The sequence below is a fragment of the Jannaschia formosa genome (genome assembly GCF_003340555.1).
In the GTDB taxonomy this organism is placed as follows: Bacteria; Pseudomonadota; Alphaproteobacteria; order Rhodobacterales; family Rhodobacteraceae; genus Jannaschia; species Jannaschia formosa.
This window is the reverse complement of record NZ_QPLJ01000041.1, coordinates 1-22,549: the sequence shown is the minus strand read 5'-3', so window position 1 is coordinate 22,549 and position 22,549 is coordinate 1. Positions and strand designations below refer to the sequence as shown.

Annotated in this window: 26 protein-coding genes, 1 pseudogene and 1 riboswitch; of the genes and pseudogenes, 8 read left to right on the top strand and 19 right to left on the bottom strand. The window is 68.6% G+C overall.

The window, feature by feature from the left end; all coding sequences use genetic code 11:
• A partial coding sequence (locus DR046_RS21710; RefSeq protein WP_115384457.1) for an IS630 family transposase occupies positions 1–455 on the top strand: 455 nt, incomplete at its 5' end.
• A 268-nt stretch (positions 456–723) separates the two neighbouring features.
• A complete protein-coding gene (locus DR046_RS21705; protein WP_115384456.1) occupies positions 724–1,122 on the top strand; it encodes a DNA-binding protein in 399 nt (132 codons plus the stop codon).
• Positions 1,123–1,368: 246 nt separating this feature from the next.
• Here the strand turns inward: DR046_RS21705 and DR046_RS21700 are convergent, their stop codons facing one another.
• The 3 genes from DR046_RS21700 to DR046_RS21690 all read right to left on the bottom strand — a co-directional run bounded on the left by DR046_RS21700 (position 1,369) and on the right by DR046_RS21690 (position 4,836).
• The gene (locus DR046_RS21700; protein ID WP_135227372.1) at positions 1,369–3,570 is read right to left on the bottom strand and encodes an AAA family ATPase; all 2,202 of its coding nucleotides are present in this window, start codon (positions 3,568–3,570) and stop codon (positions 1,369–1,371) included.
• A gap of 46 nt (positions 3,571–3,616) precedes the next feature.
• Positions 3,617–3,904 (bottom strand): hypothetical protein, encoded by a 288-nt coding sequence (locus DR046_RS21695; RefSeq protein WP_135227371.1) that lies wholly within the window; start codon positions 3,902–3,904, stop codon positions 3,617–3,619.
• A 389-nt stretch (positions 3,905–4,293) separates the two neighbouring features.
• Positions 4,294–4,836: a hypothetical protein gene (locus DR046_RS21690; protein ID WP_115384453.1), complete on the bottom strand. Its 543-nt coding sequence runs from the start codon at positions 4,834–4,836 to the stop codon at positions 4,294–4,296.
• 163 nt (positions 4,837–4,999) lie between these two features.
• On the opposite strand from DR046_RS21690, the gene DR046_RS21685 reads away from it, so the two are divergent.
• The 4 genes from DR046_RS21685 to DR046_RS21670 all read left to right on the top strand — a co-directional run bounded on the left by DR046_RS21685 (position 5,000) and on the right by DR046_RS21670 (position 7,596).
• Entirely contained in the window at positions 5,000–5,218 is a 219-nt protein-coding gene (locus tag DR046_RS21685; protein WP_115384452.1) for a hypothetical protein, read from the top strand.
• A 544-nt stretch (positions 5,219–5,762) separates the two neighbouring features.
• Positions 5,763–5,966 (top strand): hypothetical protein, encoded by a 204-nt coding sequence (locus tag DR046_RS23350; RefSeq protein ID WP_135227370.1) that lies wholly within the window; start codon positions 5,763–5,765, stop codon positions 5,964–5,966.
• A complete protein-coding gene (locus DR046_RS21675) occupies positions 5,963–7,324 on the top strand; it encodes a hypothetical protein (protein WP_115384450.1) in 1,362 nt (453 codons plus the stop codon). The genes DR046_RS23350 and DR046_RS21675 overlap by 4 nt, the downstream gene beginning before the upstream one ends.
• A complete protein-coding gene (locus DR046_RS21670; protein WP_115384449.1) occupies positions 7,321–7,596 on the top strand; it encodes a hypothetical protein in 276 nt (91 codons plus the stop codon). The genes DR046_RS21675 and DR046_RS21670 overlap by 4 nt, the downstream gene beginning before the upstream one ends.
• A gap of 89 nt (positions 7,597–7,685) precedes the next feature.
• On the opposite strand, the gene DR046_RS21665 is transcribed toward DR046_RS21670, so the two are convergent.
• From DR046_RS21665 to thiD, 12 genes and pseudogenes are all read right to left on the bottom strand, one after another.
• Positions 7,686–8,237, bottom strand: a complete 552-nt coding sequence (locus tag DR046_RS21665) for a DUF1190 domain-containing protein (protein ID WP_115384448.1) — start codon at positions 8,235–8,237, stop codon at positions 7,686–7,688.
• Between the two features lie 19 nt (positions 8,238–8,256).
• Positions 8,257–9,459, bottom strand: a pseudogene (locus DR046_RS21660) (glutathionylspermidine synthase family protein).
• A 182-nt stretch (positions 9,460–9,641) separates the two neighbouring features.
• Positions 9,642–10,373 (bottom strand): ABC transporter permease, encoded by a 732-nt coding sequence (locus tag DR046_RS21655; protein WP_115384447.1) that lies wholly within the window; start codon positions 10,371–10,373, stop codon positions 9,642–9,644.
• Positions 10,370–11,104, bottom strand: a complete 735-nt coding sequence (locus tag DR046_RS21650) for an ABC transporter ATP-binding protein (RefSeq protein WP_115384446.1) — start codon at positions 11,102–11,104, stop codon at positions 10,370–10,372. The genes DR046_RS21655 and DR046_RS21650 overlap by 4 nt, the downstream gene beginning before the upstream one ends.
• Positions 11,101–11,772, bottom strand: a complete 672-nt coding sequence (locus DR046_RS21645; RefSeq protein ID WP_115384445.1) for a TenA family protein — start codon at positions 11,770–11,772, stop codon at positions 11,101–11,103. Before DR046_RS21645 ends, DR046_RS21650 begins: the two co-directional genes overlap by 4 nt.
• On the bottom strand, positions 11,769–12,704 hold the full coding sequence (locus tag DR046_RS21640; RefSeq protein ID WP_115384444.1) for an ABC transporter substrate-binding protein: 936 nt from the start codon (positions 12,702–12,704) through the stop codon (positions 11,769–11,771). Before DR046_RS21640 ends, DR046_RS21645 begins: the two co-directional genes overlap by 4 nt.
• Complete coding sequence (locus DR046_RS21635) at positions 12,701–13,684, bottom strand: HesA/MoeB/ThiF family protein (RefSeq protein WP_115384443.1); 984 nt, start codon at positions 13,682–13,684, stop codon at positions 12,701–12,703. Before DR046_RS21635 ends, DR046_RS21640 begins: the two co-directional genes overlap by 4 nt.
• Positions 13,681–14,277 carry a thiamine phosphate synthase gene (locus tag DR046_RS21630; RefSeq protein WP_115384442.1) on the bottom strand — a complete coding sequence of 199 codons (597 nt, stop codon included), beginning with the start codon at positions 14,275–14,277 and terminating at the stop codon, positions 13,681–13,683. The genes DR046_RS21635 and DR046_RS21630 overlap by 4 nt, the downstream gene beginning before the upstream one ends.
• Complete coding sequence (locus DR046_RS21625; RefSeq protein WP_115384441.1) at positions 14,274–15,044, bottom strand: thiazole synthase; 771 nt, start codon at positions 15,042–15,044, stop codon at positions 14,274–14,276. The genes DR046_RS21630 and DR046_RS21625 overlap by 4 nt, the downstream gene beginning before the upstream one ends.
• A 1-nt stretch (position 15,045) precedes the next feature.
• Positions 15,046–15,243 carry a sulfur carrier protein ThiS gene (gene thiS / locus DR046_RS21620; protein WP_115384440.1) on the bottom strand — a complete coding sequence of 66 codons (198 nt, stop codon included), beginning with the start codon at positions 15,241–15,243 and terminating at the stop codon, positions 15,046–15,048.
• Positions 15,227–16,204: an FAD-dependent oxidoreductase gene (locus DR046_RS21615; protein WP_115384439.1), complete on the bottom strand. Its 978-nt coding sequence runs from the start codon at positions 16,202–16,204 to the stop codon at positions 15,227–15,229. Before DR046_RS21615 ends, thiS begins: the two co-directional genes overlap by 17 nt.
• The gene (gene thiD / locus DR046_RS21610; protein WP_280652867.1) at positions 16,201–17,007 is read right to left on the bottom strand and encodes a bifunctional hydroxymethylpyrimidine kinase/phosphomethylpyrimidine kinase; all 807 of its coding nucleotides are present in this window, start codon (positions 17,005–17,007) and stop codon (positions 16,201–16,203) included. Before thiD ends, DR046_RS21615 begins: the two co-directional genes overlap by 4 nt.
• 54 nt (positions 17,008–17,061) lie before the next feature.
• Positions 17,062–17,162, bottom strand: a riboswitch (TPP riboswitch).
• Between the two features lie 334 nt (positions 17,163–17,496).
• On the opposite strand from thiD, the gene DR046_RS24955 reads away from it, so the two are divergent.
• Positions 17,497–18,072 carry an aldehyde dehydrogenase family protein gene (locus DR046_RS24955; protein WP_115384437.1) on the top strand — a complete coding sequence of 192 codons (576 nt, stop codon included), beginning with the start codon at positions 17,497–17,499 and terminating at the stop codon, positions 18,070–18,072.
• Positions 18,073–18,593: 521 nt separating this feature from the next.
• On the opposite strand, the gene DR046_RS24455 is transcribed toward DR046_RS24955, so the two are convergent.
• The 4 genes from DR046_RS24455 to DR046_RS21590 are packed head-to-tail and all read right to left on the bottom strand — an operon-like array spanning position 18,594 to position 20,914.
• Entirely contained in the window at positions 18,594–19,274 is a 681-nt protein-coding gene (locus DR046_RS24455) for a hypothetical protein (RefSeq protein ID WP_245191051.1), read from the bottom strand.
• Positions 19,259–20,233, bottom strand: a complete 975-nt coding sequence (locus DR046_RS24450; protein WP_245191050.1) for a recombinase family protein — start codon at positions 20,231–20,233, stop codon at positions 19,259–19,261. The genes DR046_RS24455 and DR046_RS24450 overlap by 16 nt, the downstream gene beginning before the upstream one ends.
• Positions 20,230–20,640 (bottom strand): DUF2924 domain-containing protein, encoded by a 411-nt coding sequence (locus tag DR046_RS21595; RefSeq protein WP_115384436.1) that lies wholly within the window; start codon positions 20,638–20,640, stop codon positions 20,230–20,232. The genes DR046_RS24450 and DR046_RS21595 overlap by 4 nt, the downstream gene beginning before the upstream one ends.
• On the bottom strand, positions 20,630–20,914 hold the full coding sequence (locus DR046_RS21590; protein WP_115384435.1) for a DUF3489 domain-containing protein: 285 nt from the start codon (positions 20,912–20,914) through the stop codon (positions 20,630–20,632). Before DR046_RS21590 ends, DR046_RS21595 begins: the two co-directional genes overlap by 11 nt.
• A gap of 562 nt (positions 20,915–21,476) precedes the next feature.
• Between DR046_RS21590 and DR046_RS21585 the strand changes: the two genes are divergently transcribed.
• The gene (locus DR046_RS21585; RefSeq protein WP_115384434.1) at positions 21,477–22,403 is read left to right on the top strand and encodes an IS1595 family transposase; all 927 of its coding nucleotides are present in this window, start codon (positions 21,477–21,479) and stop codon (positions 22,401–22,403) included.
• Positions 22,404–22,549: the final 146 nt, after the last annotated feature.

Genomic DNA, 22,549 nt, shown 5'->3' with positions numbered 1-22,549 from the left:
CCAGGGGAAGCAGACCGCCCGCGCCTCGCGATACCCGCTACCAATGGGCCTACCTCTTCGGCGCCGCCTGTCCCGCCCGGGGCGCCACCGCCGCGCTGGTCATGCCGCGCGCCGACACGCACGCCATGTCCGCCCACCTCGCCGAGACCGCCCGCACCGTCGCCCCCGGGGCCCATGCCGTCGTCGTCCTCGACGGCGCGGGCTGGCACGCCTCCAAGGCGCTCGTCGTCCCGGAGAACCTCACGCTCGTGCCGCTCCCGCCCTATGCTCCCGAGCTGAACCCGATCGAGACCGTCTGGGCCTACCTGCGCGCCAACCGCCTCGCCATCTCCACCATGGACACTTGGGACGACATCGTCACCCGATGCTGCGAAGCTTGGAACTTCTTCGCAGGCGATCCCGACCGCGTCCGATCCATCACCAACCGCGACTACGCCAAAGCGGTCAGCAGGTAGGGCCGTTGGTATCAGAGTTCATCCTGTTAGACGGTTAGTGGGCCCCCCGATGGACTGCTCCAATCGGGCTCAGCGCGCCATCGATCCCGCCTGTACCGAACTCGGTGTCGACCAGCTTGATCTTCCATGGCTCTCCCGAACCTGGCTTGGCCCCGCCGATCCTCGGGACTCCCTGAGCTTGGCGGGCAGAGACATGTGGATAACTCCGCTCGCCCGGCAATCCCACTCGTATCTGTAGCCCATCGATACACGCTACGGAGCGATACAGATGCCTACACAGACAGATGTCGACGACGCCTGCGCACAGCTCGAGGGTCTCGGCCAGACGGTGAGCCAGAAGAGCGTCCGCGCGATCACGGGTGGGTCATACACGACCCTTGGGCCGATGATCCAGCACTGGAGGGCGGCACAGGCAGAAGAGGCGCGGCTCTTGGACGTGCCGGTCCCGGAAAGCGTCGCAGCCGCCGCGGATCTTCACCTCGCGCGGCTCTGGGAAGAGGCCGTTCGCGCGGCCTCCCAGGAACACGACTCGCTGCGGCACGAGATGAAGGAGCTGCGATCGACGGGCGAGGCGGCACGGGCGAAAGCCGAGGACATCATCGCGGAGCTCGAAGCCGAGCGCGACGCGGCGCGGGCAGCGGTGGCGCAGAAGGTGGAGGAACTGTAAGCGCTTCATGTCGAACTGCATGGGATGTGCGCACAGGCGGCGAATGACAGGATGTCCGCGGAGAGGTTCCGCGTAGAGGCTGAGACGCTGCGCGATCTGCTCGTCAGTTCGCTCGCGATGCGAAGCCGAGGTGCCCGAGACGAGTTCGCCGACGAGGCGACGGTGGAGCCGGCGTGAGGGAGCCGGCTCCTTACCAGGATGGTGCCAGACAAGGTGGGGCAGGCGCGCGTCGTGGGGACATGCGGCTCACGGCGGCGGGGCCGTCGGCTCGCGGTCGCGGTGGTGCGCCTCCGCCCCGACCGCCTCCGCCGCCGGGTCTTGTCCGGCGGGATCGGCGAGCAGCAACGCGATCGCGTCGCCGTCGAGGTCGCGCTCGCGGAGAAGGGCACCGGCCATCCGCTCGACGATCGCGCGGTGCTCGCGCAGCACGGTCGCCGCGGTGTCCCGCGCGTCGGCGAGCAGGCGCCCGATCGCGCCGGCGGTGCGACGGTCGGTCCAGTCCGGCGCCGCGACCGTCCGCTCGGCCGACCGCCACACCGGCGCGGAGTCGCCGGCCTCCTCTAGGTGCCACTCCGTGGCGACCTCGGCGGCGAGCAGGGTGGCTTTCGCGAGGTCGGACGCGGCGCCGGCCCCCGCCCCGGATGAGATGGAGCCGAGTACGAGGCGCTCGGCCTCGCGGCCCGCGAGCAGGGCGGCGAGCTCGGCGCGGGCCGTCGAGAGCGTGTAAGACGTCACCGCGGGCGCGGAGACGCCGGCGCTTCGGGGGCCGACCCAAGCGCGCGTTGGCGCTGGCAGGCGGAGAAGGTGACCGGCCACGAGATGGCCGGCCTCGTGGATCGCGACGCGGCGCCGATCCGTGAGGACGGTTCGGCGGTCGTCGCGACGCGCCGCCCGCTCGAGGTCGGCGGCGGTGATGCGGATGTCGGACCGGGGCGTCTCCAGGTCGTGACGCGCCCGGTCCCGGGCCGCGGCGATGGCCTCGCGGGCGAGGCGGGCGGCGTCGGCCCCGGATCCGCCCGCCAGTGCGTCAAGGGCGGCGAACCAGGCAGGGGTGCGGTCCAAGCCGGGAGTCACCTGGCCGCGAAGCCCGTCCGTGAGGATCGCCGCCATCGCGGCCCGGTCCGGGAGCGCGAGGTGGACATGGTGATCGACGCGCCCCGCGCGGACTAGGGCTGGGTCGAGAAGGGAAGGATTATTGGTCGCGAGCACGACCACGACGCCGGGTGTGGCTGCGACCTTTGACAGGCGCGTCAGATAGGCGTTGACGACGCTGCGCATGTACCGCGAGTTCCGGGCCGAGGCGTCGCCCCCGGACCGGTCGCCGAGATCGTCGGCCTCATCGACGAGCACCACGCAAGGCGTCGACGCCTTCGCGCGTGCGACCCCTTCGTCGAGCGCCGCCAGCATCTGGCCAAGATGGCCGGCGGCTTGAAGCTGCGTGTACGAGAGGTCGATTACGGGCCCACCGATCTCGCCGGCGATGGCCGCGGCAGCGGACGTCTTGCCGCATCCCGGGGGGCCGGCGAGCAGCACCGAGGCGCCCACGTCGCGCCAGTCGAGACGACCCGCCTGCCAGTCCCGGACGTCGTCGACGATGCGGCGGAGCACCGGCGCCGCGGCGTCGAGGCCGTGCAGATCGGCGAGGCGGAGGTCCGGGGCGTCCCGCTCGGCCTCGTCCGGCGCGGCGTCGTCGGACGGCCGTGTGGCCGCCCAAGCCGTCGCGTCGGCAAGGCGCCGCACGATGCCCGCCGCGTCCTCGGCTTCAGGCGCGTGCCAAGCGTGGACGAGGTGCAGCGGGCGCAGCAGGTGCAGAGGCCCGATCCGGGACAGCCGCTCCGCGACGTCGGCGTCGTCCCAGCCGGACCGCTCGCAGGCGGCGAGCATCGCCGCGATGTCGACGGCTGCGAGAGTCGGCACCCGGATCCGACCTGTCGCGCGGATGCCGCCCAGGACGGCGGGCGTTTCCGTGCCCGGATCGAGCGGCACGATGGCCGTCGCGCCCCGACTGAGCACCTTGACTAGGTCGTGGCTCAGGGACGAGGCTGAGACGCTGTCGAGCTCCGACCAATCGCGGACGGTCACCAGCTCGACCTGAGGCATCGGGCGGTCGTGCAAGTGGGCCAGAGACGGCATCACCTCGCGCATCAGGAGGCCGCCGTAGAGCGTGTCCTCCGTCACGTCGGCATCGAGGAGCACGACGCTCGCCGGCGCGAGGATCGCGGCGGGATCGGGAAGGACGGCGACGCCGCGGGCGAGGCGCGCCACGATCGACATCATCGCCGGCGAGCCCTGTGGCAGGCGCCATCGGTCAAGGAGGATGCCGTTGCCGAGATCGTCCTCGGCATGCTCCTCGGCTGCCCGCATGCGGCGCTCCGAGTAGCGGCGAAGAGCGGTCAAGGGGAAGTCGCCGGTCGGCGGAATGGAGGGCTGAGGATGGGTCGTGGTCATGCGGGGGGCCTTCAGGAAGGGGGCAAGCAGGAGCGAGGTTCCGCGGTCAGGGCGTCGGCGCGAGGGCGTCGAGGTCCAGGGTCGCGAGGGCTTCGTGCAAGCTCGCGAGCGGGTCCCGGAGGAGGCCCGGCAGGTCACGCGGGTGGAGCGCGATCCGGGGCGGTCCTGCTGGGACAAAGTACACGCCATGCGCAGGCAGCACGACGCAGGCGAGCAATGCGAACGAGTGGGTCGGGTACGGGCGCCTGCCGCGCGGGGAGCCCCGATAGCCGCAGGAGATCTGCCAGCGGTAGCGGCCATCGGGCCCGGGATGCGTCGTCGTCTTGATCTGCATGGTCAGCGGCCGATCGCGGACCAAGGCGATCCGATCGTAGGGCTGCCCGTCTGGTGCCGAGAGGACGGGGATGCCGCGTGCGAGCAGGAGGCTGTCGACGACGGCGGCGCCAGCCTGTCCGATCAGGGACGCGTGGTGCGCCAGGAGGGACGGGGCGACGTCAGGGTAGCTCGACAGATCGTCTATGGGATGTGGCGACGCAACCGGGGGATGAGCAGACGCGGCATCGTCGAAGAGCTGAAGCTGAGTTGGAGCAGTGCGGGGATTGGCGAAGGGTCACCTCATACGAAGGGTTAGGCTGTCAGATACCGACGCGGACGCGTGGTCGCTTCCGTCCGAGCAGGGCGGACGGGAGGAGCAGGCGTGCGCGGGCGACGCGACGCTCGCCGTCAGGCGAGAATCAGGTCGGCAAGCTCGTCGGCGTCGTCTCCGGCTCCGGCCACTTCGAGAGCCGCGTCATCGGAGCCGGCCGAGAGGATCGCCTCGTCGGGTTCGATCTCCGGCGTGCCCCACACACGGGCGAGGCGCTCGAAGACATCGGCCGCGCGCGAGAGAGAAAGCCGCACCGTCCGGTCCCGTCCGTCCTCGGCGTCGAGGGCGAGCCCGCCAAGCCGCACCAGAGCCTCGTGAACGTCCTCCGGCAGCGTGGCCGTCAGGCCGGACAGCATCGCCCCGGCGGCTTCCCTGTAGAGCATAGAGCAGGCGTCGCAGCTCGCCTCCACCAACGTGTCGCGAGCGAGATCGAACCGGAGATCGGCGTCGGCCGTCCCGTCGCGATAGGCCGGATCGCCGTCGGCGAGGTCGGCCGCGGCCTCGTCGGCCAGAACGAGCCGCTCGAGCGCCTGCACGGCTGCGCCGAAGACGACGCAGGGGAGCGACGGATGCGGGGATGCATCCCCGAACACGGGGGTGATAAGAAGGGAGTCAGCCATGGTGCGATCCTCCTGAGATCGTGCTGTGGTCAGGATGGCGTCGGGGGTAGGAGCCCGACGTCATCCGACTATTGCTATATCGCTATCGACATGTCAACAGGGTTCCGGCCCGGACCGTAAGGATTGCGGTCCCGTCGCTGACGTCTGACCGGAGGAAGTTGAGATGGCCCCACCCAAGCGGGACACCCACCGCGTCCTGATCAGCGTCCACAGCTCGGTGATCGACGCGCTCGACGACCTGATCGCGGGCGCCGATGACGAGCCGTCACGGCCCGAGATGATCCGCCGGATCCTGACGAGGCATCTCCGAGGGCAAGGCTACGACATCAGGGACAACGCCGAGCCGGTCAGCCGTGAAGCGGCGCACGAGAGGAAGACGTAGTCCGGACCTCGAGCAGCGCTGTCCGAGGACACGTCCCTCCACCGGCCGGGATCGGCGTTACTTTGGGTGCGGAATTTCATATGTGATCCGGTTGCGTTTCTGCCGGGTCGTGCCCTCCGACGTGGAAACGCCACGGGTCCCGGCCGATAAAGCGCGTCGCGGTGCCGATGGACCTTTCCCCCTGCCTTCGTTGATAAAATCAACGGACGTATTTTTCGTCGCGCATGATCCTGATCGTTGCAATCCACAGGTCCGGTACCTCGCGTCTCTCCCCTGCCGCTTCCTGACCGGTCAAGTTGGGCAGATTGATAACCGATGAGCCGATCTCCCGACAGCGAGAGTCATGGAGAGGGGTCACTATGGAGGCGACACGATGCGACGACGAGTTCTGGACGGGGAGGTCACGAGGCCCCGCACAGCCGGTTTCACAGACCGCGAATGGACGAAGATCGGTCGGAGGGCCAAGAAACAAGGCGTCTCGCGCTCCCGCTACATCGCCGAGCGCGCGCTCTCCGAGGACGGTTCGTCAGGCGCGACCCCTGACATGATCGAGCTGCTCGAAGCCGTGAATATCGTCCTCGACGAGACGTCGACCCTCGTCGCGGAGGCACGCGACGCGATGCCCGCGCTCGACGTGCTCCAGGTCTGCGTGCGGCTCGAGCGGCTGGAGCGCCGCGTCATCCAGGCCCTCGATACGTGCGCCGGTCGAGCCGGGTGGACGAGCCAACCCTACGGATCAGACCGATGATGCTGCTCTGGTCTCGCCACGCGAGCGGCCCTGCCGCGCAGGTCATCGGCTACCTGCTCGACCCCGTCATGCGCCAGGAGATCGGCGGGAGGACCGAGGTCATGCAGCGCGATCCTGCCCCCGAACTCCTGCGTGGCGATCCGCGCGTGGTGGCGCACTGGATCGACGGACTGGAGACGAAACGGCGGTACTCCTGCGCAACGCTTAGCCTTGCAAAAAATGATATCAATATCATAAAATGGACGGAAGGCGACCCAGCGACGCGGCGATCGGTCGACGCGGCGATCGAGCTTTGGCTCGAAACCGCCTACGCAGGGATCGCGCCCGCCGCACGCCCGCCGGTCCTTGTCGGGACGCATCTCCACACGGGACGACTCGAGCTCAACATATTAGCGCCGGCCTGCATCATGGTCGGTCCCGCCGGACGTCGGCTCCCGCGAGCGTACGCCGTCCATCCGCCGATCGCCGCGAGCCGCGAGATCTGGGAGGCATACGAGGACACCCTGAACGCGGCGTTCGGCTGGCGCGACCCGCGCGACCCGCGTCACGCCGCCCGGGTCCGGGGGCCGTCGTGGGTGGAGAAGCGCGGGGCGATGCTCGATCGGTGGGCGCGCGATCGGGTCGGCGCGACGGGCCTCGATGGCGAAGCCGGGGCGCGGATCGGTGCCGAGGACCCGCGGGTTCAGATGCTGCTCGCCGCAAGAATCCTCACCCGTAGCGGGGCGACGGATCGGGCGGCGCTCCTAGAGGGGCTCGCCCCCGTGCTCGAGGACGTCGGCTGGCTGGTCGATGAGCTGCGCGACGACGCCATCGTCCTCGCGTCGGGCGCCGCAGGCGCGACGCAGCGGCTCGTCCTCCGCGGGGCGCTCTGCGCGGCGAGGCAGGTGGAGCCCCCGCCGTATCTCATTGCCACGCGGGAGCGGGTTCTGGCGCGGGCGCCCGCGCAGCTCGCCGAGGCCTGGACGGAGCGGGCCGCGACGAACGCCGCCAGCTACCGATTGAACGCCATGGACCTCGCGCCGCGCCTGGACCCGGAGGAGATCCTCCGCGGCCCGCGCCCCTCCGTGCCGCCGGTGCCGACGCTCCTGCGCCGGATCGCCCGCGGGCTGATGAGCCGGCTCACAGCGCTGCGCGCCCGTCTGGCCGTCAATGATGCGCTGGCCGCGTGGTCAATCCAAAACCCCTTCGCATCGGCGCGTCGATCCTTCGCCGCGCTCGCGGCGATGCCGCCGATCGAGTTCGCGGACCCCGCGGTGCGGCCGATCCGACCTCCGCGAGACAGTCCGGATGGCAATCCGGCCAAGACCCCGTCCCATAGCGAAGATCACGACCACCACGAGATGAGCCCCCATCCATGAGCACCCGTGTCACCCTTTCCGAGACCGACCAGCTCCACGCCGACGTCCGTCGCCTCCTCGATGCGCTGGAGGCGTTGCTGGAGCAGAGCGAGCGCCAGACACCCGCGCCGATCGAGCAGATGATGGCGGACCTAACCGCGATCCGAGCGAGCCTCGGGGCCTGCGCATCGGCCATGACGCAGGTGGCCGACGCCGTCCGGGTCCTGGCCGCACGCCCGGATTCGAGCGTCGAGATCGCCAGGCTGCACGCGCGGCTCGACCAGCTCCTCTAGGTGCGCCGCGACGCAGACGGAACGGGCCCGAAGATCGGGAGGATCGCATTGCTGTTCTTTGCCGCTGCTCGCAAGATCCGGCCCGCGCCTCAGCCGCCCACGCGGAGCCCGCCCGACGTCCGCGCGGCGCCGAAGCCGCCGGAGCGGGCGACGGTGGACTGGGTGAGGGGCGCGGCGTTGCGCGTGCTCGCCGCCTGCGTCGTCAGCGCCGATGCGCCGACCGTGCCGCGGCCCGACAGGCTGGACGCGCGCGTGGCACCGTCGGTCGTCGCGAAGCCGCCGCCCGCGGCGGGTACTATTGCGCGCGAGGCGTAGCCGCGGCCCGACAGGAGCTGTCCCATCAGGTAGCCCGCCATCAGCGGCATGAAGATCGAAGGGCGCGACTCGTTCTGGACGCAGGCGCCGTCGCCATGCTCGGCCTCGCAGACCGCCAGCGCGTCGTAGCGCGGGGCGGTCTCCTCGTGCTCGGCCAGCGCCTCGGCATATTGCTCGGCGCAGACCTCCGCCTCCAGCCCGCTCTCGGCGCAGCCTTGGGGGTCGTCGAAGATCCCGATGTCGGCGCGGTCCTCCTGGCAGCCGGCGAGCGCGATGACGCTCGCCGCGCCCAGCAGCATGATCCGCTTGGGTGCCGATGCCTTCATGTCGTCCTCCTCGGGCGTGTCATGCCTCGATGTAATGCGGCTTGAAGCGGCTGAGGTCCTGCGTGATCCCCGACCAATCCTCGCGGATGCCGAGCGCCATGCAGGCCTCGCCCACGATCCAGGTGCCCATGACGGGGCGGAAGACGCCCATGTCGGGCAACGGCGCGTAGGCTTGGATCACGGTCGGATGCGCGTCGTAGGCCGCGTTCGCGGACGCCTCGACCGCCGTGCCGTCCGGCCCGGCGATCCGCACGCCCGCCCCCTCGCGCGAGAAGATGGGCTTCTGCACGGTGCCGCGCGCGAAGTGGCCCGCGGCCTGCGCCCGGTCCCAGGCGGGCGACCCCGCCTCGACGTCGCAAGCGAGGAAGGTCGGGAGCAGGTTCGGGTGGCCCTCGAACATCTCCCAGAGCACGGCCAGCAGCGCCTTGTTGGAGACGAGCGCCTTCCAGGGCGGCTCCGGGAAGCGTGTGCCCGAGGCGGCGAGCGCGTCCGCCGCCTCGTCGCGCAGTAAGTCCTCCCACGGATACAGCTTGAAGAGCGTGCCGATCACCTGCGCCTCGGCGTCCACGAGTCGACCCGACGGGTCGATCCCGATCGCGCTCATGTCGACGTAATGCGCGCCGAGCCCCGCGTCGCGCGCGGCGTAGGCAATCGTCTCGACGGTCGCGTAGTCCTCGGCCGCGCCCGCCATCGCGGCGAAGTGGAGCTGCTCGCCCGGCGCGCAGATCTCTGCCAGCCGCTCGGTCAGCGCCTCCTGAAGGTGGTTGAGCTGGTCGGCGCCCGCGGGGATCAGCCCTGCCGCGCGCGCGCCCTCCAGCCAGTCCCACTGGAACTGCGCGGTCTCGTAAAGGGATGCCGGCGTGTCAGCGTTGTATTCCAGAAGCCTGGCGGGGCCGTCGCCGTCATAGGCGAGGTCCATTCGCCCAAAGAGTTCCGCCTCGCCGGCCTTCCAGAAGGTCGCGACGAAATCCATGGGTTCCTCGGGGATGCCCATCCGCGCCATCTGCGCCTCGTCGCCCGCGACGCGCGCCACCGCCTCGCGCGCCATGGCGTGAAGCTCGGTCGACGGGTCCTCGAGCCGCGTCTCGATCTCGCCCAGCGTGAAGGCTCAGGCGCTCGTCTCGTCCCAGTAGGGCTCGCCGTGCATGGATTGAAAGGAGAAGCCCGCCGCCTCCGCGCGCTCACGCCAGTCCGCTCGCTCCGTTCCGGTGATCTTGCGCATGCCCCTTTCCCCGTCCGGTTCGAGGTTTGAGGTAGAACAAGCCGCCGCGGGGGCGACCGGCCCATAGCCGACCTTCATGCCATGCGCAGCCAATGGCAGTGCTGCACCGAAGGTGTGCCCCATTCCATCGCGCCTGATACGGAGTGGCCTTATCAATTTCCAAGCCAAAGTGGGAGCGTGTGTCAGCCATCCCACAACCGCCGGCACGTGGCGTCGACGGCAGCATGAAGGGCCAGTGTCAGGACGGCCAGGACGATCAGCGCGGCGAACATCAGGTCGATCTTCGCACGACCGTTCGCCAGCAACATCAAGTAGCCCAGCCCCTGCGACGCCCCGACCCATTCGCCGATGATCGCGCCGATGGGGGCGTAGACGGCGGCGAGCCGCAGCCCCGAGGCGAAGCCCGGCATCGCGGCCGGCACACGGAGACGCCAAAGGAGGCGGCCAGGCGCGGCGTTCATGACGCGAGCAAGCTCCAGCCAGCCGGGCGGTGTCCGCATCAAGGCGTCGAAGAAGGCCGAGGTGACCGGGAAATAGATGATCAGCAGCGCCATCGCGACCTTGGACCAAAGCCCGTAGCCCAGCCAAAGCGTCAGGATCGGGGCCAGGGCGAAGACCGGGATCGCCTGGCTGAAGACGAGCATCGGGCGCAGCAGGGACCGCGCGATGGGGGAGGCGGCCAGCGCGATGGCCGAGGCAAAGCCCAGGCCGGCCCCCAGGCCGAGGCCGAGCAGGACCTCGGTGGCCGTCACGACCGCGTGCTCGGCAATCAGCGCACGGCTGGTCCAGAGCGTCGCGAAGACGGGATGGGGGCCGGGCAGGATGAAGCGGGGCAGCTCGCCCAAGATGACGACCGCCTGCCAGATCGTCAGACCCAGAAGCGTTGCGGCGGCTATGCGGAGGGGGCGCGTCATCCGGGCTCCATGAGCATGCGCAGCAGGCGTCCCTGGAAGTCGAGCGTCTCGGGCGCGTCGTAGCGGCGCGGTATCGGGCCGGGGGGCGGGGTAACCGAAGTGATCCCGCCATCCATCATCAGAAGGACATGTTGCCCGAGCCGCGCGGCCTCGGCGGTGTCGTGGGTGACATGCAGCACGGTGCGCCCGGCCAGCAGTTCCGCCGAGAGATCCTGCATCAGGGCCCGCGACCGCGCGTCGAGGGCCGAGAAGGGCTCATCCAGCAGCACGACCGGCCGATCCTCCATCAGGGTGCGGGCCAGCGCTACCCGCTGCCTCTGTCCGCCCGACAGCGCATTTGGCCGCTTGGCGGCATGGCTGGACAGCCCCACGCAATCCAGCACCTCCAGCACCTCCAGCGCCCGGTCCCGCTGTGCCCTTCGGCCCCGCAGACGGGTGCCCAAGGTGACATTGGCGGTCACGTCCAGCCAAGGCATCAACAGGTCGGTCTGCGCCATCAGCGCCACACGCCCGGATAACGGCGCCCCGTCACCGGCAGCCGCCTCGCCCGCGAAGAGGACCTCGTCGCCGAGGCCGGCGAGCAGACGCAGCACGGTGGACTTGCCCACACCCGAGGGCCCGAGCAGGCAGGTCCATTCCCCGGCCGGGGCCTCGAGCGAGAGCGGCCCGAAGATTGCCCTGCCCTCGATCGTCGCGCGCCCGGCCAGATGTAGCGCAGGCGGGCCGCTCATGCCGACAGGCCCATGCCCCAGAAATCGACCTCGAGCCGGGTCGCCATCTCGAAACGGGCGCAGAGGCGAGGCCAGCGGGGACTGCTTTCGGGTGCCTCTCCGAGGCGGCGCGCGGTCGCCGCGTCGATCAGGGTGCCGACCTCGCGGCAGGTGTGCTGATAGTCGGCACCGGCATAGGTCGCGATCCAGTCGGCATAGGGTGTCTGGCCCGCCTCCGCTGCCAGCCGGGTCCCGATCTCGCCGTAGCCCAGCACGCAGGGGGCCAGCGCCGCCATCAGGTCGAGGAAATCGCCGGAATGCCCGGCATCGAGCACGTAGCGCGTATAGGCCAGGTTTTGCGGCGCCTCACGGGCGGCGAAGAGTTGCTCCTCCGGGATGCCCTTCGCCGCGCAGGTCTTGATGTGCAGGTGCAACTCCTCATCCAGCAGCGCGTGGACCGTGGCGGCGCAGGCGCGCATCTCCTCAGGCGTCTCGGCCTTGGTCACGGCCAAGGCCCAGGCGCGGGAGAAGTGGATGAGGAAGACATAGTCCTGCACCAGATAGCGCAGGAACGCCTTGCGCGGCAGCGTGCCGTCCCCCAGTCCCTCGACGAAGGCATGGCGGGTGTAGTCATCCCATGTCTCCCCCGCGGCCGCGCGCCACAGGGGAAAGATCGCCCCATAAATCATTGCGCGCCCAGATCGATCGCGAGCTCCGAGACGGAACGCGTCCCTTCGATCAGACCGGCCTCTGCGAGGAAGCTCTCGAAACGCACGTAGCGGCCCGCATCCAGCGCTTCCGGGCGCAGGGCGAAGCGCGGGAGGGTGTCGGCCCAGGCGCGCTCGTTCAATTCATCCTGCAATTCCGCCGAGGTCGAGGAGAAGATCTCCCAGCTTTCCTGCGGATGGTTAATGATGAAGTGCGTCGCTTTCTCGGTCGCGGCGAGAAAGCGGCGGATCATCTCCGCGTCCATCGTCTCGGGGTTGGCGACGTAGATCAGCTCGTCATAGGTCGGCACGCCTTCCGCCTCAGGATAGAAGCACCGGCCGGGCACGCCCTCGATATCCATCTGGTTGAGCTCAAAATTGCGGAATGCGCCGATCACCGCATCGACCTGGCCCGACATCAGCGCCGGCGATAACGACCAATTGACGTTGATCAGGTCAATATCTGCGGTCCCGAGGCCCGCCTGCCCGAGCATCGCCGACAGCAGCGCCTCCTCGAAGCCCGAGACGGAGAAGCCCACTTTGCGGCCTTCGAGATCCGCGATTTCCTCGATGGGACCGTCCTCCAGCACCAGCAGGCAGTTGAGCGGCGTCGCGACTAATGTGCCCACCCGGATCAGCGGCATGCCCTCGGCCACCTGAAGATGCAGCTGCGGCTGGTAGGAAATAGCGAGATCGGCGGCACCGGCGGCGACCATCTTGGGCGGATCGGCGGGATTGGCGGGAGCGATGACCTCGACCTCGAGGTCCACGTCGGCGAAGTAGCCCTGTTCCTGGGCGACGATGATCGGTCCGTGGTCGGGGTTCACGAACCAGTCGAGCATCAGGCTCATCCGATCCTGTGCGATTGCGGGCGTCGCGGCGAGAAGAAGGAGAGTGGTCAGAGAGGTTTTCATAAAGTTTCTCCGGTTTGGTCACCAAGGGCGACGAGGCAAATCTCTCCGTCCCAGACGGAGGCGAGCCGTTCGGCGGCCGTCCAGGCCCGCAGGCCCGAACGGCAGCAGAGCACAGCGCGTTGGCCGCCGGCCGGAACGGGTCCGTCCGGCCCGAAGGCCGAGGCGGTCAGGCGGTGAGCGACGGGGCGGATCAACGGGGCTTCTTCTTCGCCGCGCAGGTCCACGAGGAAATCGCTGTCTGCAATCTCGGTCGGGGCGAGGAAGCGGGGCTGCCGCTCGGGCTCGGGCGCACAGAGGAAGCGAAAGCCGCCGAAGCGGAAGGATCTCGCATCGAAGGTGACGAGCTGGCCCAGCGGCGAGGGGTCGATGCGCGCCAGAAGTGCCGTCGCCATCTGCGCCTGAAGGGCGCCGATCACGCCCACGACCGGCCCCAGAACGCCGTCCTCGGCGCAGGAGCCCAGCCGTCGGGGTAGATCCGGGAACACCGCCCGCAGGCTAGGGGCTGTCCCGCAGAAGGCGCCGACATAGCCCTCCAGGCCGATCACCGATGCGCTGACCAGCGGCAGTCCGGCGGCGCGGCACCTGTCCGAAAGAATATAGCTTGCCGCGAAGCTGTCCGCGCAGTCGAGGACCAGATCGACACCGTCGCAAAGCGCAGCGGCATTGGCCGGATCGAGGGCCGCGACGACGGGCTCGATGGTGCAATCCGGATTGAGCGCCGTGACCGCTCCCGCCGCCGCCTCGGCCTTTGGGCGGCCGATGTCAGCGTCGCGAAACAGCGTCTGGCGATGGAGGTTCGTCACCTCCACCCGGTCGGGATCGGCCAGCCGGATGTGCCTGGCGCCGGCGCCGCCGAGATATTGCAGGACGGGCGCCGCAAGCCCCCCGGCTCCGACGATCAGCACGCGCGCGGCCCGCAGGCGGTCGTGACCCGCCGGGCCAAGGTCTGGGACCGCGATCTGACGGGCGTAGCGGCTCATCGCGTCGCCTCAATCCATCGACGCAGACGGCCCTCGGGATCGTCGTTCAGTGTGATGTCGGTCACCGCCGAGACGATGTCGGCCCCGGCCTCGAAGGCCCCGGCCGCCCGCTCGACGCTCATCCCGCCGATGGCCACGAGAGGCAGGTCGCCGATCAGGCGCTTCCATTCCGTGACACGCTCCAGCCCTTGCCGCTCCCATTTCATCTTCTTGAGGATGGTCGGGTAGACCGGTCCCAGCGCGACATAGTCTGGCGCGAGCGACAGCGCGCGGTCGAGTTCGGCATGATCGTGGGTGCTGATGCCCAGCTTCAGCCCGGCGCGACGGATGGCCGGCAGATCGGCGGTATCGAGGTCTTCCTGCCCCAGGTGCACCCAGTCGCAGCCCTCGTCCATCGCGATACGCCAGTGGTCGTTGACCACCAGCACCGCGCCATGCGCCCGGCACACCGCCTGCGCCCGGGCCACGCGCGTCCGTAAGTCTGCCTCGTCCGCATCCTTTACCCGCAGCTGCACCAGCTTCATGCCCAGCGGCAACATGCGCACCAGCCAGTCCGGGCCGTCGAAGATCGGATAGAACCGGTCGAGGGTCATTCGAGAAACGCCTTTCCGATCAGCGGCGTCGAGGGGGCGGCCATGTCGCGTGGCTCCATCGGGTCGGCCCCGAAGGCGAGCCGCCCGGCCTCGACCGCGTGCGCGAATCCCTCGGCCATCGCGGCCGGATCGCCGGCCTTGGCGACGGCGGTGTTCAGCAGCACCGCGTCGAACCCCATCTCCATCGCCATCGCTGCTTGGCTGGGCAGGCCGAGCCCGGCATCCACGACCATCGGCACCTCGGGGAACTGCGCCCTGAGCGTGCGGAGGCCGTAGATATTGGTCAGCCCCAGCCCCGTGCCGATCGGCGCGCCCCAAGGCATCAGCACCTCGCATCCCGCATCGAGCAGGCGCCCGGCAAGCACCACGTCCTCGGTCGTGTAGGGAAAGACCTTGAACCCCTCGTCGGTCAGGACGCGGGCGGCCTCCACCAGTCCGAACGGGTCGGGCTGGAGCGTGTCGGCATGACCGATGACCTCCAGCTTGATCCAGGGCGTGTCGAAGAGCTCGCGCGCCATCTGCGCGGTCGTGACCGCCTCGCGCACGGAATGGCAGCCCGCCGTGTTGGGCAGGAGCGTCACGTCGAGGTCGCGCACCAGATCCCAGAACGCCGCGCCCGCCCGCGCGCCGCTGGCTTCGCGGCGAACGGAAACGGTCGCGATGCCCGCGCCGGAGCGGCGGAAGGCTTCGGCCAGCACGCTGGGCGAGGGGTATTGCGCGGTGCCCAGCATCAGGCGCGATGCGATCTCGGTGCCGTAAAGCTGCATCTCAGCCTCCCTGCCGGGGGGTGACGATCTCGACCCGGTCGCCGGGTGCCAGCGCCACCTGCCCGCGCTGTGCGGCCGAGACGAAGTCTTCGTTGACGGCGGTGGCGACCTTGGCGTCGCCGAAGCCGAGTTCCTCCAGGACTGCGTCGAGCGTTTCCGCCTGCGTTTCGGTCGGGCTGCCGTTAATCATGATCTTCATGCCAGAACTCCGGTTTGCTGCTGTCGGAAGCCGCCTCGACCGCCAACCGCGCCAGGGCGGGCGCCAGCAGGAAGCCGTGGCGAAACAGGCCGTTGACGTGGATCGTCTCGCCCCGCCGGACGAGGCGGGGCAGGTTGTCGGGGAAAGCGGGCCGCGCGTCGGCACCGATCTCGACCAGCTCCGCCTCACCAAAGGCCGGGTGCAGGGCATAGGCCGCCGACAGCAGTTCGAGGGCAGACCGCACGCTGCGCCGCCGGTCGTCGGTTTCGATCTGGGTGGCGCCCAGCATGAACAACCCATCCGCGCGCGGCACGACATAAAGCGGGTAGCGCGGATGCAGCAGCCGGACCGGTCGGGTCAGACGGATATCGGCGCTATGCAGCACTGCCATCTCGCCCTTCACCCCGCGTAGGTCGCGCAGCGCGTCCCGCGCCGCCAGCCCGCGACAATCGAAGGTCAGCCCCTCGGGGCGACCGGGCTCGGCCACGAAGCGGACGCCGGCCTGCTCCAGCCGGTCGCGAAGATGGATCAACGCCGCACGCGGGTCGAGATGCGCCTCGCCGGAGACATGCAGGGCCCGGTTGAAACGGCCCTCCAGATCCGGCTCCAGCGCGGCCAGCCCCGCCGGATCGAGCATCTCGTGCCCCGCCACGCGCCGCGCGAAGCGGTCCAGTTCGCGCCGGTCCCGTCCGAGGGTCAGCACCAGCGTTCCCCGCCGGTGCAGGGTCACGCCTTGCCGCTCCCACCAGGCAGCGGCCTCCTGGCCCAGCCGGACGACGGGTTCCTCGGCCGTCTCGCCTTCGCAGAAAGGGGCCAGCATCCCGCCGGCCCACCACGAACAGCCATGCGGCCCGGGTCGGGGCGACGGATCGAAGATCGTCACCTCGTATCCCCGTTCAACCAGCCGCGTCGCCACGCAGAGACCGGCGACTCCGCCACCAATGACGCGTGCCTGCGTCACGCCCAGACCTCGTGGAAATGATGGACAGGGCCGTGGCCGCTACCGATGTCCAGCCGGTCTGCCGCACGGATCGCCCCATGCAGCCAGGCCTGTGCCCGCTGCACGGCCGCCGCGACGCCCGCCCCTTTCGCCAGCTCGGCCGCGATGGCCGAGGACAAGGTGCATCCCGTCCCATGCGTGTTCCGGGTGGTAAGCCGCGGCTGCTCTAACGCGATTGGGCCCGACGCCGTCACCAGTCGGTCGATGCAGGTCGGTCCGTCGGCATGACCGCCCTTCATCACGACGGCCCTCGCCCCGAGCTCGAGCAGGGCCAGTCCCTGTGCCACCGTCTCCTGCGCATCCCTGGCGGGGGCGCGCCCGAGCAGGCGCGCGGCCTCCGGCAGGTTCGGCGTCAAGACATGCGCTCGCGGGATCAGCATCTCAACCAGCGCCGCTTCGGCGTCTTCCGACAGAAGCGCATCTCCCGACTTCGCGACCATTACAGGATCGAGCACGACAGGGCCGTCATAGCCCGCGATCGCAATGGCGACGGCAGCGACGATCTCTGGCGATGCGAGCATCCCGATCTTGATCGCGCCTGGCGGGATGTCGTCCAGAACGGCGGAGATCTGCGCGGAGACTGTCTGTGGCGAGACAGGCTCGACGGCGAAAACGCCGCGGGTGTTCTGTGCCGTGATCGCGGTGATCGCGCTCGTCCCGTAGACCCCGAGGGCGGAAAACGCCTTCAGATCAGCTTGAACGCCTGCGCCCCCGCCGCTGTCGGAGCCTGCTATCGTCATTGCGGATGCATGTGGCATCGACATTTCCTCCACCGGCAATAGGGGATGGAGGTCGATAGCCCGCGGGTATGGTGCCGCGTCAGATCTTGCTCCGTTCCCTACGCCGGTATTGTCCGGATCAGGTTCGATGGGTCGGCTTGCGCCTCTCAGCCCTGAACAGGGCACCCCAACGGAATAGTAGGCTGCCTACCAGCCAGCCGACCGACTTTCAACCTGCGAAGGCCCAGCAGATTTGTTCGGACATTGAACGGAGCGGCGACGGCAGGCTCCCGACGGCCCGGCTGCTCCGGTGAGCGAGGCAGATGGTGCGAATGACGGCTTGATCTGCGTTGCTGACTTTGGAGCACACCGCAGCGAACGACCGCTCACCGCCCGACGCCGCGCATTATCTTGCAGACCGGAACGCGTCGCGGCACGCGAGCGCAGGGGCTCGGCGGGGAAGAAGCCATATGGTGGTTCTAAGCGTTGGCGACCTTGCCATGGCTGGCGATGCCTGGATGATTACGGCCTTGGGTGGGGTGGGCGAGCGTTCATGGCGATCGCTGTCGCCGTGCCGGTTACCGACGCCACGGCCAACGCGCGGTCGAGTGGCTGATAACGAAGATCAAGGTGCTGGGGGTCGGCCCCGCCGCCGACCGCGCCTCCGAGATGGACCCCGCCGTCACCCGCGACGCGAGGGCTCGCATGCGGGGCCATATCGATCGCTCCGAGGCTATGGGCGCCACGGTTGTCGTGAACGGGGACGTGTTCAAGGCGCGGCAGGGCATGAGGACGGCGTCTTCGTCGGGCCCGACCCTGCTCAATGATATCAACTCAGGGATGGCCGCCCGGCAGGGGGAGATCCTCGGGCCAGTCCTCGTGCTCGCGCGGACGCCCCACTACCGCGCGGCGGTGGAACTGATCCACGCCCACGCGGATGCTAACGACGTGACGGTATTCGTCCGCGATGACGACGCTGCGCGCTCTCGCCAGCGAGATCAAGGTCGGCATGGTCTGCATCAACCCTCCCATCCTGATGCCGATGGCGTTTCACAGCTTCGGCTACCGGAAAGCGTCGCTCTTCGGCGACCACCACACGCACGGGACTGAGGGGGTGCGCTTTGACAGGCGCAGCAAGACTATCACCTCCCGCCGACCCTCAGGCATCTGCGCGGGCGCAGAGTTCGCCACCCGGACCGTTGGGTGAGCCGGGGCAGGGCGACGAGGTGGCTGCGTTCATCAGGAAGGCCCGGATAATCGTCGCAACAATCTGGTGCCGGGCCTCCAGCGCCGACCGGAGAACGTCGGTCCACCGTTGATCAGACGAAACTTGGCTTTGAGCATCAAGCCTGATAACCAAGGCTGTGCAACAACGATGGCCGGCGAAGCGAGAGACTCCCTCACGTCAGTAGCTTAGGATGGACGGTGGGGTGATCTTCGGATCCTACCACCCCAGCCAGACACTTCCCCTCGACGATGCGTGCCGCGGTCTTTCGTGCTTATCCGCGTGATTTCAGCGGGTTAGGGCATTCCTACTTCACCGCAGATCGGACGACCGGCTCGGAGTCGCGCGCATCACGGCCGCGGTCTGCGTTAGGCGGTTCGGCGGGGAGAGGTGTGGGGTCGGGCGATCAGAGGGTGCGGACGAGAGCGCGCTGCTCGGCCCAGTCGAACGGCAGGTCATGCGTCTTGCACCATTCAGAGGTGAAGCCGTGGGGCTGCTTGAAGTTTAGGATGTCGGCCACGAGGTCTGGAGCGAGGAAGCCGAGGCCGATCATGCGCTGAATGCGCGGCGCCGGGAGGTTCTCGTTCTTTGCGATCTGCGCATAGGTCTCTCCGCGCTTGACCCGCTCGAACCAGACATGCGCCTGCGCGACGTTGCGGATCAGGACCGCATCCCGCCCGGCGGGCGTGTCTGCGCGGATGATCTTCGTCTCCACCCCGCGCTTGCGCAGCTGGAACGGATGCTCGGAGCCGAGGCAGCCCGTCGGGGTGTCTTCCGGATCGATGCCGAAGCGGGTCGCGATGGCCGCGGGGTTGAGCTTCAGGGTCAGGCGCCCGGGCGCGATGTCGACGCGTCCGATGAACGAGAGCCGATCGGCAGGATCGGCATCCTTGGCGAGCGATCCCAAAACGCTCGCCGCCTGCCCGACCTCTGCCGTACTTGCCTTGGGCCGCAGCATCGCCGTGAAACTGGATGCCGAGAGGAAATCGCCGATGAGCCCCGCCACGCAAGCCTCCAGTTCGGTGGCGGGCAAGCGCCAGCCATCCGGCGGCGTCTCGCCGCTTCGCGCGATCAGCCGGTGGGACACGTAGTAGCGCAGCCTCGTCCCGGCCCGGTCTTCGCATGCGTCGGCGTGGGCCGGTCCCCGGTCTCGTCGTGAAGCATGCCGCAGAGCGCGGAGCGTCCTGTCGCCGCCGCCGGGCCCCGGCCCCACGCCGCGCCGTCCCGCATGCGCGCCTGGATCGCCTCCCGCCTAGCAGGCTCGATGATCGCGGGATGCTGGCCGTCATGGATCTGCCCGCGATGTCGGATGCGCCCCGCATAGAGCGGGTTGGTCAGGATGTGGGGGATGTGGCCGCGGTCGAAGGCCGTGCCGCCGCGCATCCTGTCGTCCTTCGTCTCGCGCTGCCGGCTGCGCAGGCCCTGCCGGTCGGCCTCCGCCTTCACCGCCCGGACCGTGCCCAGCCGCTCGTAGAGCGCGTAGAGCGTCCGCACGGTCGCCGCCTCCGCCTCGTTGATCTTCAGCGTCCGCCCGTCCGGGTCGTAGCCGAGCGGGATCTGCCCGCCCATCCACAGCCCCTTGCGCTTGGACGCGGCGATCTTGTCGCGGATACGCTCCGCGGTCACCTTGCGCTCGAACTGCGCAAAGCTCAGGAGCATGTTCAGCGTCAGCCGTCCCATGCTGGTCGCGGTGTTGAAGGATTGCGTGACCGAGACGAAGGATGCTCCGGCCGCGTTCAGCACGTCGACAATCTTCGCGAAGTCCGACAGCGACCGCGTCAGCCGGTCAATCTTGTAGACCATTATCCGGTCGACCCGCCCGCCCCGCATGTCGGCCATGAGCCGCTGCAGCGCCGGGCGCTCGGGGCTGCCGCCCGAGAGCCCGCCGTCGTCGTAGCACTCGGGCAGCAGCACCCAGCCCTCGTGCTTCTGGCTGGCGATGTAGGCCGCGCAGGCCTCGCGCTGCGCGTCGAGCGAGTTGAACGCCTGCTCGAGCCCCTCTTCGGAGCTCTTGCGCGTGTAGATCGCGCATCGCGTCCGGGTCATGGCCGTCCTCCGGCCCGGTCGGTCAGCCCGAAGAAGCGCGGCCCCGACCACGTGGTCCCGGTGATGTGCCCGGCGACGGCCGAGAGCGACCTCCAGGTCCGGCCGTCCATCCGGTAGCCATCCTCCACGACCTCGACCCGGTAGGTCCGGCCGTTCCACTCCCGCACGAGCTGCGCGCCGGGCTTGGCGATCCTGCGTGTGCTCTCGGTGACGCCATGGCCAATCGCGATCTGTCGCAGGGCGCGGCGCAGGGGGCTCGGCAGGCCGCCATGGGCGCGGCACTGCGCGTTGTGGGCAAGGGCCTTCCGCATGAAGGCCACCGAAAGGTAGGGCGGCGGAGGCGACCCGAAGGCCGCCTCCCAGTCCTTCCGGACCGCGCCGCGTGCCGGATCGGCCTTACCCGGCATCGACCACCTCCGCGGCGGGGGCAGGGGGGCTCGCCGCCCCCCCGGTGTCCGGTTCCGCCACAATCCTGTAGCGCGTCGGCTTGCCCGCACCCGGCTTCTCCGCCACGATCTCGTAGCCCGCCTTGCGCAGCCCGGCGATCGCTGCGCGCGTGGTGTGGGCCTGCCAGCCGAGCCTGGCTCCTAGGGAGACGGCATCCGCGCCCGCCTTCGTCGAGAGCAGGCGGACCAGCTGCGCCTTCTTCGTCGTCTTCGCCTTCGGGGTGTTCGTCGTCATGTCGGTCTCCTTCACCTTGCGGCAGGAGCGTTATGCCCCCGCTACCGGGCAAAGCCCGGAGGGCCGGGCGGAGAGCGGAACCGGCGACTGCGTCGGCCGGTGCGGGCAGTACCGCTTCGGTGCGGAGCGAAGTCCAGTCGGAAGTCGAAGCTTGGCGCGTGCCTCGTGTGTTCGGATTATGAATTTGGGCTCGCTCGAAGGCGCGGCCGCCGACAGAGTCGCCAAGTGCCGGCTGGTTGCGCAGTGGGCGATGCCGAAGACGGCAATGTTTCGATCCAAGCCCCCGCGAGGGGAACGACCGGGCGGCATCAGAAGGTTCTCGGCGGCGGGATTGTTTCGGTCCACGCCCCCGCGAGGGGGTCGACGGTTTCGCCCAACCCGGCAACGTGGCCTCGTGCTGTTTCGATTCACGTCCCCTCGAGGGGGGCGACTCTCCAAGGCCGCGCTGCACGACAAGCGCCGCGGCTCGCTGACGATCTGCTTCGACCCCGCCATGAATTGGCCATTATATACTCTACAAAGCAGTCCTAGATTCCTATATTGGAGTCAAGGAGTTGTATCCATGAACCTTACCGATCCCATCTTTACCGACAAAACCATCGCCCGGGAGTACCTTGAGCACACACGCTGGGCTGACGGCGTGTATTGCCCACACTGTGGCGGTGTGGATCGGATCAAGAAGATGGAAGGCAAATCGCATCGTCCCGGCCTGTTACAGTGTGGCGATTGCCGTAAGCAATTCACCGTGACTGTTGGCACTATATTCGAGCGCTCCAAGGTGCCGCTTAACAAGTGGCTTCTGGCGACGTTCCTTATGGCGTCTAGCAAGAAGGGCATCAGCGCTCATCAGCTTCATCGCTCGATTGGCGTGACCTACAAAACCGCGTGGTTCATGTTTCATCGTATTCGCGAAGCCATGCGCTCGGACGATGGACCGTTCGGTGTGGGCGGTGGGCATGTTGAGATTGACGAAACCTACATTGGCAAAGAGCCGGGCGTGAAGAAGTCAAAGACTGCACGCGGCGGCGCGCACAAGATGAAAATAATGACCCTTTTTAATCGCAATCGCGGCATGGCGAAGTCCGTTGTGATTGACGATCTGCGCGTCAGCACGATGACCAAGGTTGTGTCCGAGAACATGGCGCGTGAAGCCAAGATGCTTACAGATGAAGCCAGCCAGTATAAGCTGATGGCCGATAAGGTCGCTGCTGGACATGACACCGTGAACCACTCGGCAGGCGAGTACGGTCGCGGCGAGATTCACACGAACACTGTCGAAGGCTTCTACAGCATCTTCAAGCGCGGCATGAAGGGTGTGTATCAGCACCGCGGCAAGCAACACTTGCACCGCTATGCAGCCGAGTTTGATTTCCGCTACAATCATCGTGCCGCCAAGGAGATTGACGACACGATGCGCGCCAACGCTATCCTGCGCGGTGCAGAAGGCAAGCGCCTCACCTATCGGCGGACTAACTCAGTCGTCGCCTGAGTTCCGCGACTTGGTGGGTCGCTTACTAGGCGGTGTTGACAAAACCCTTCCCCTGACTGGCTTGGCGTGATTCACGGTGCCCGACTGTGATCGGGCGGAGTGATGCGATGGCGCGGGATCTGATGTCGGATGCGGAGTGGGTGTTC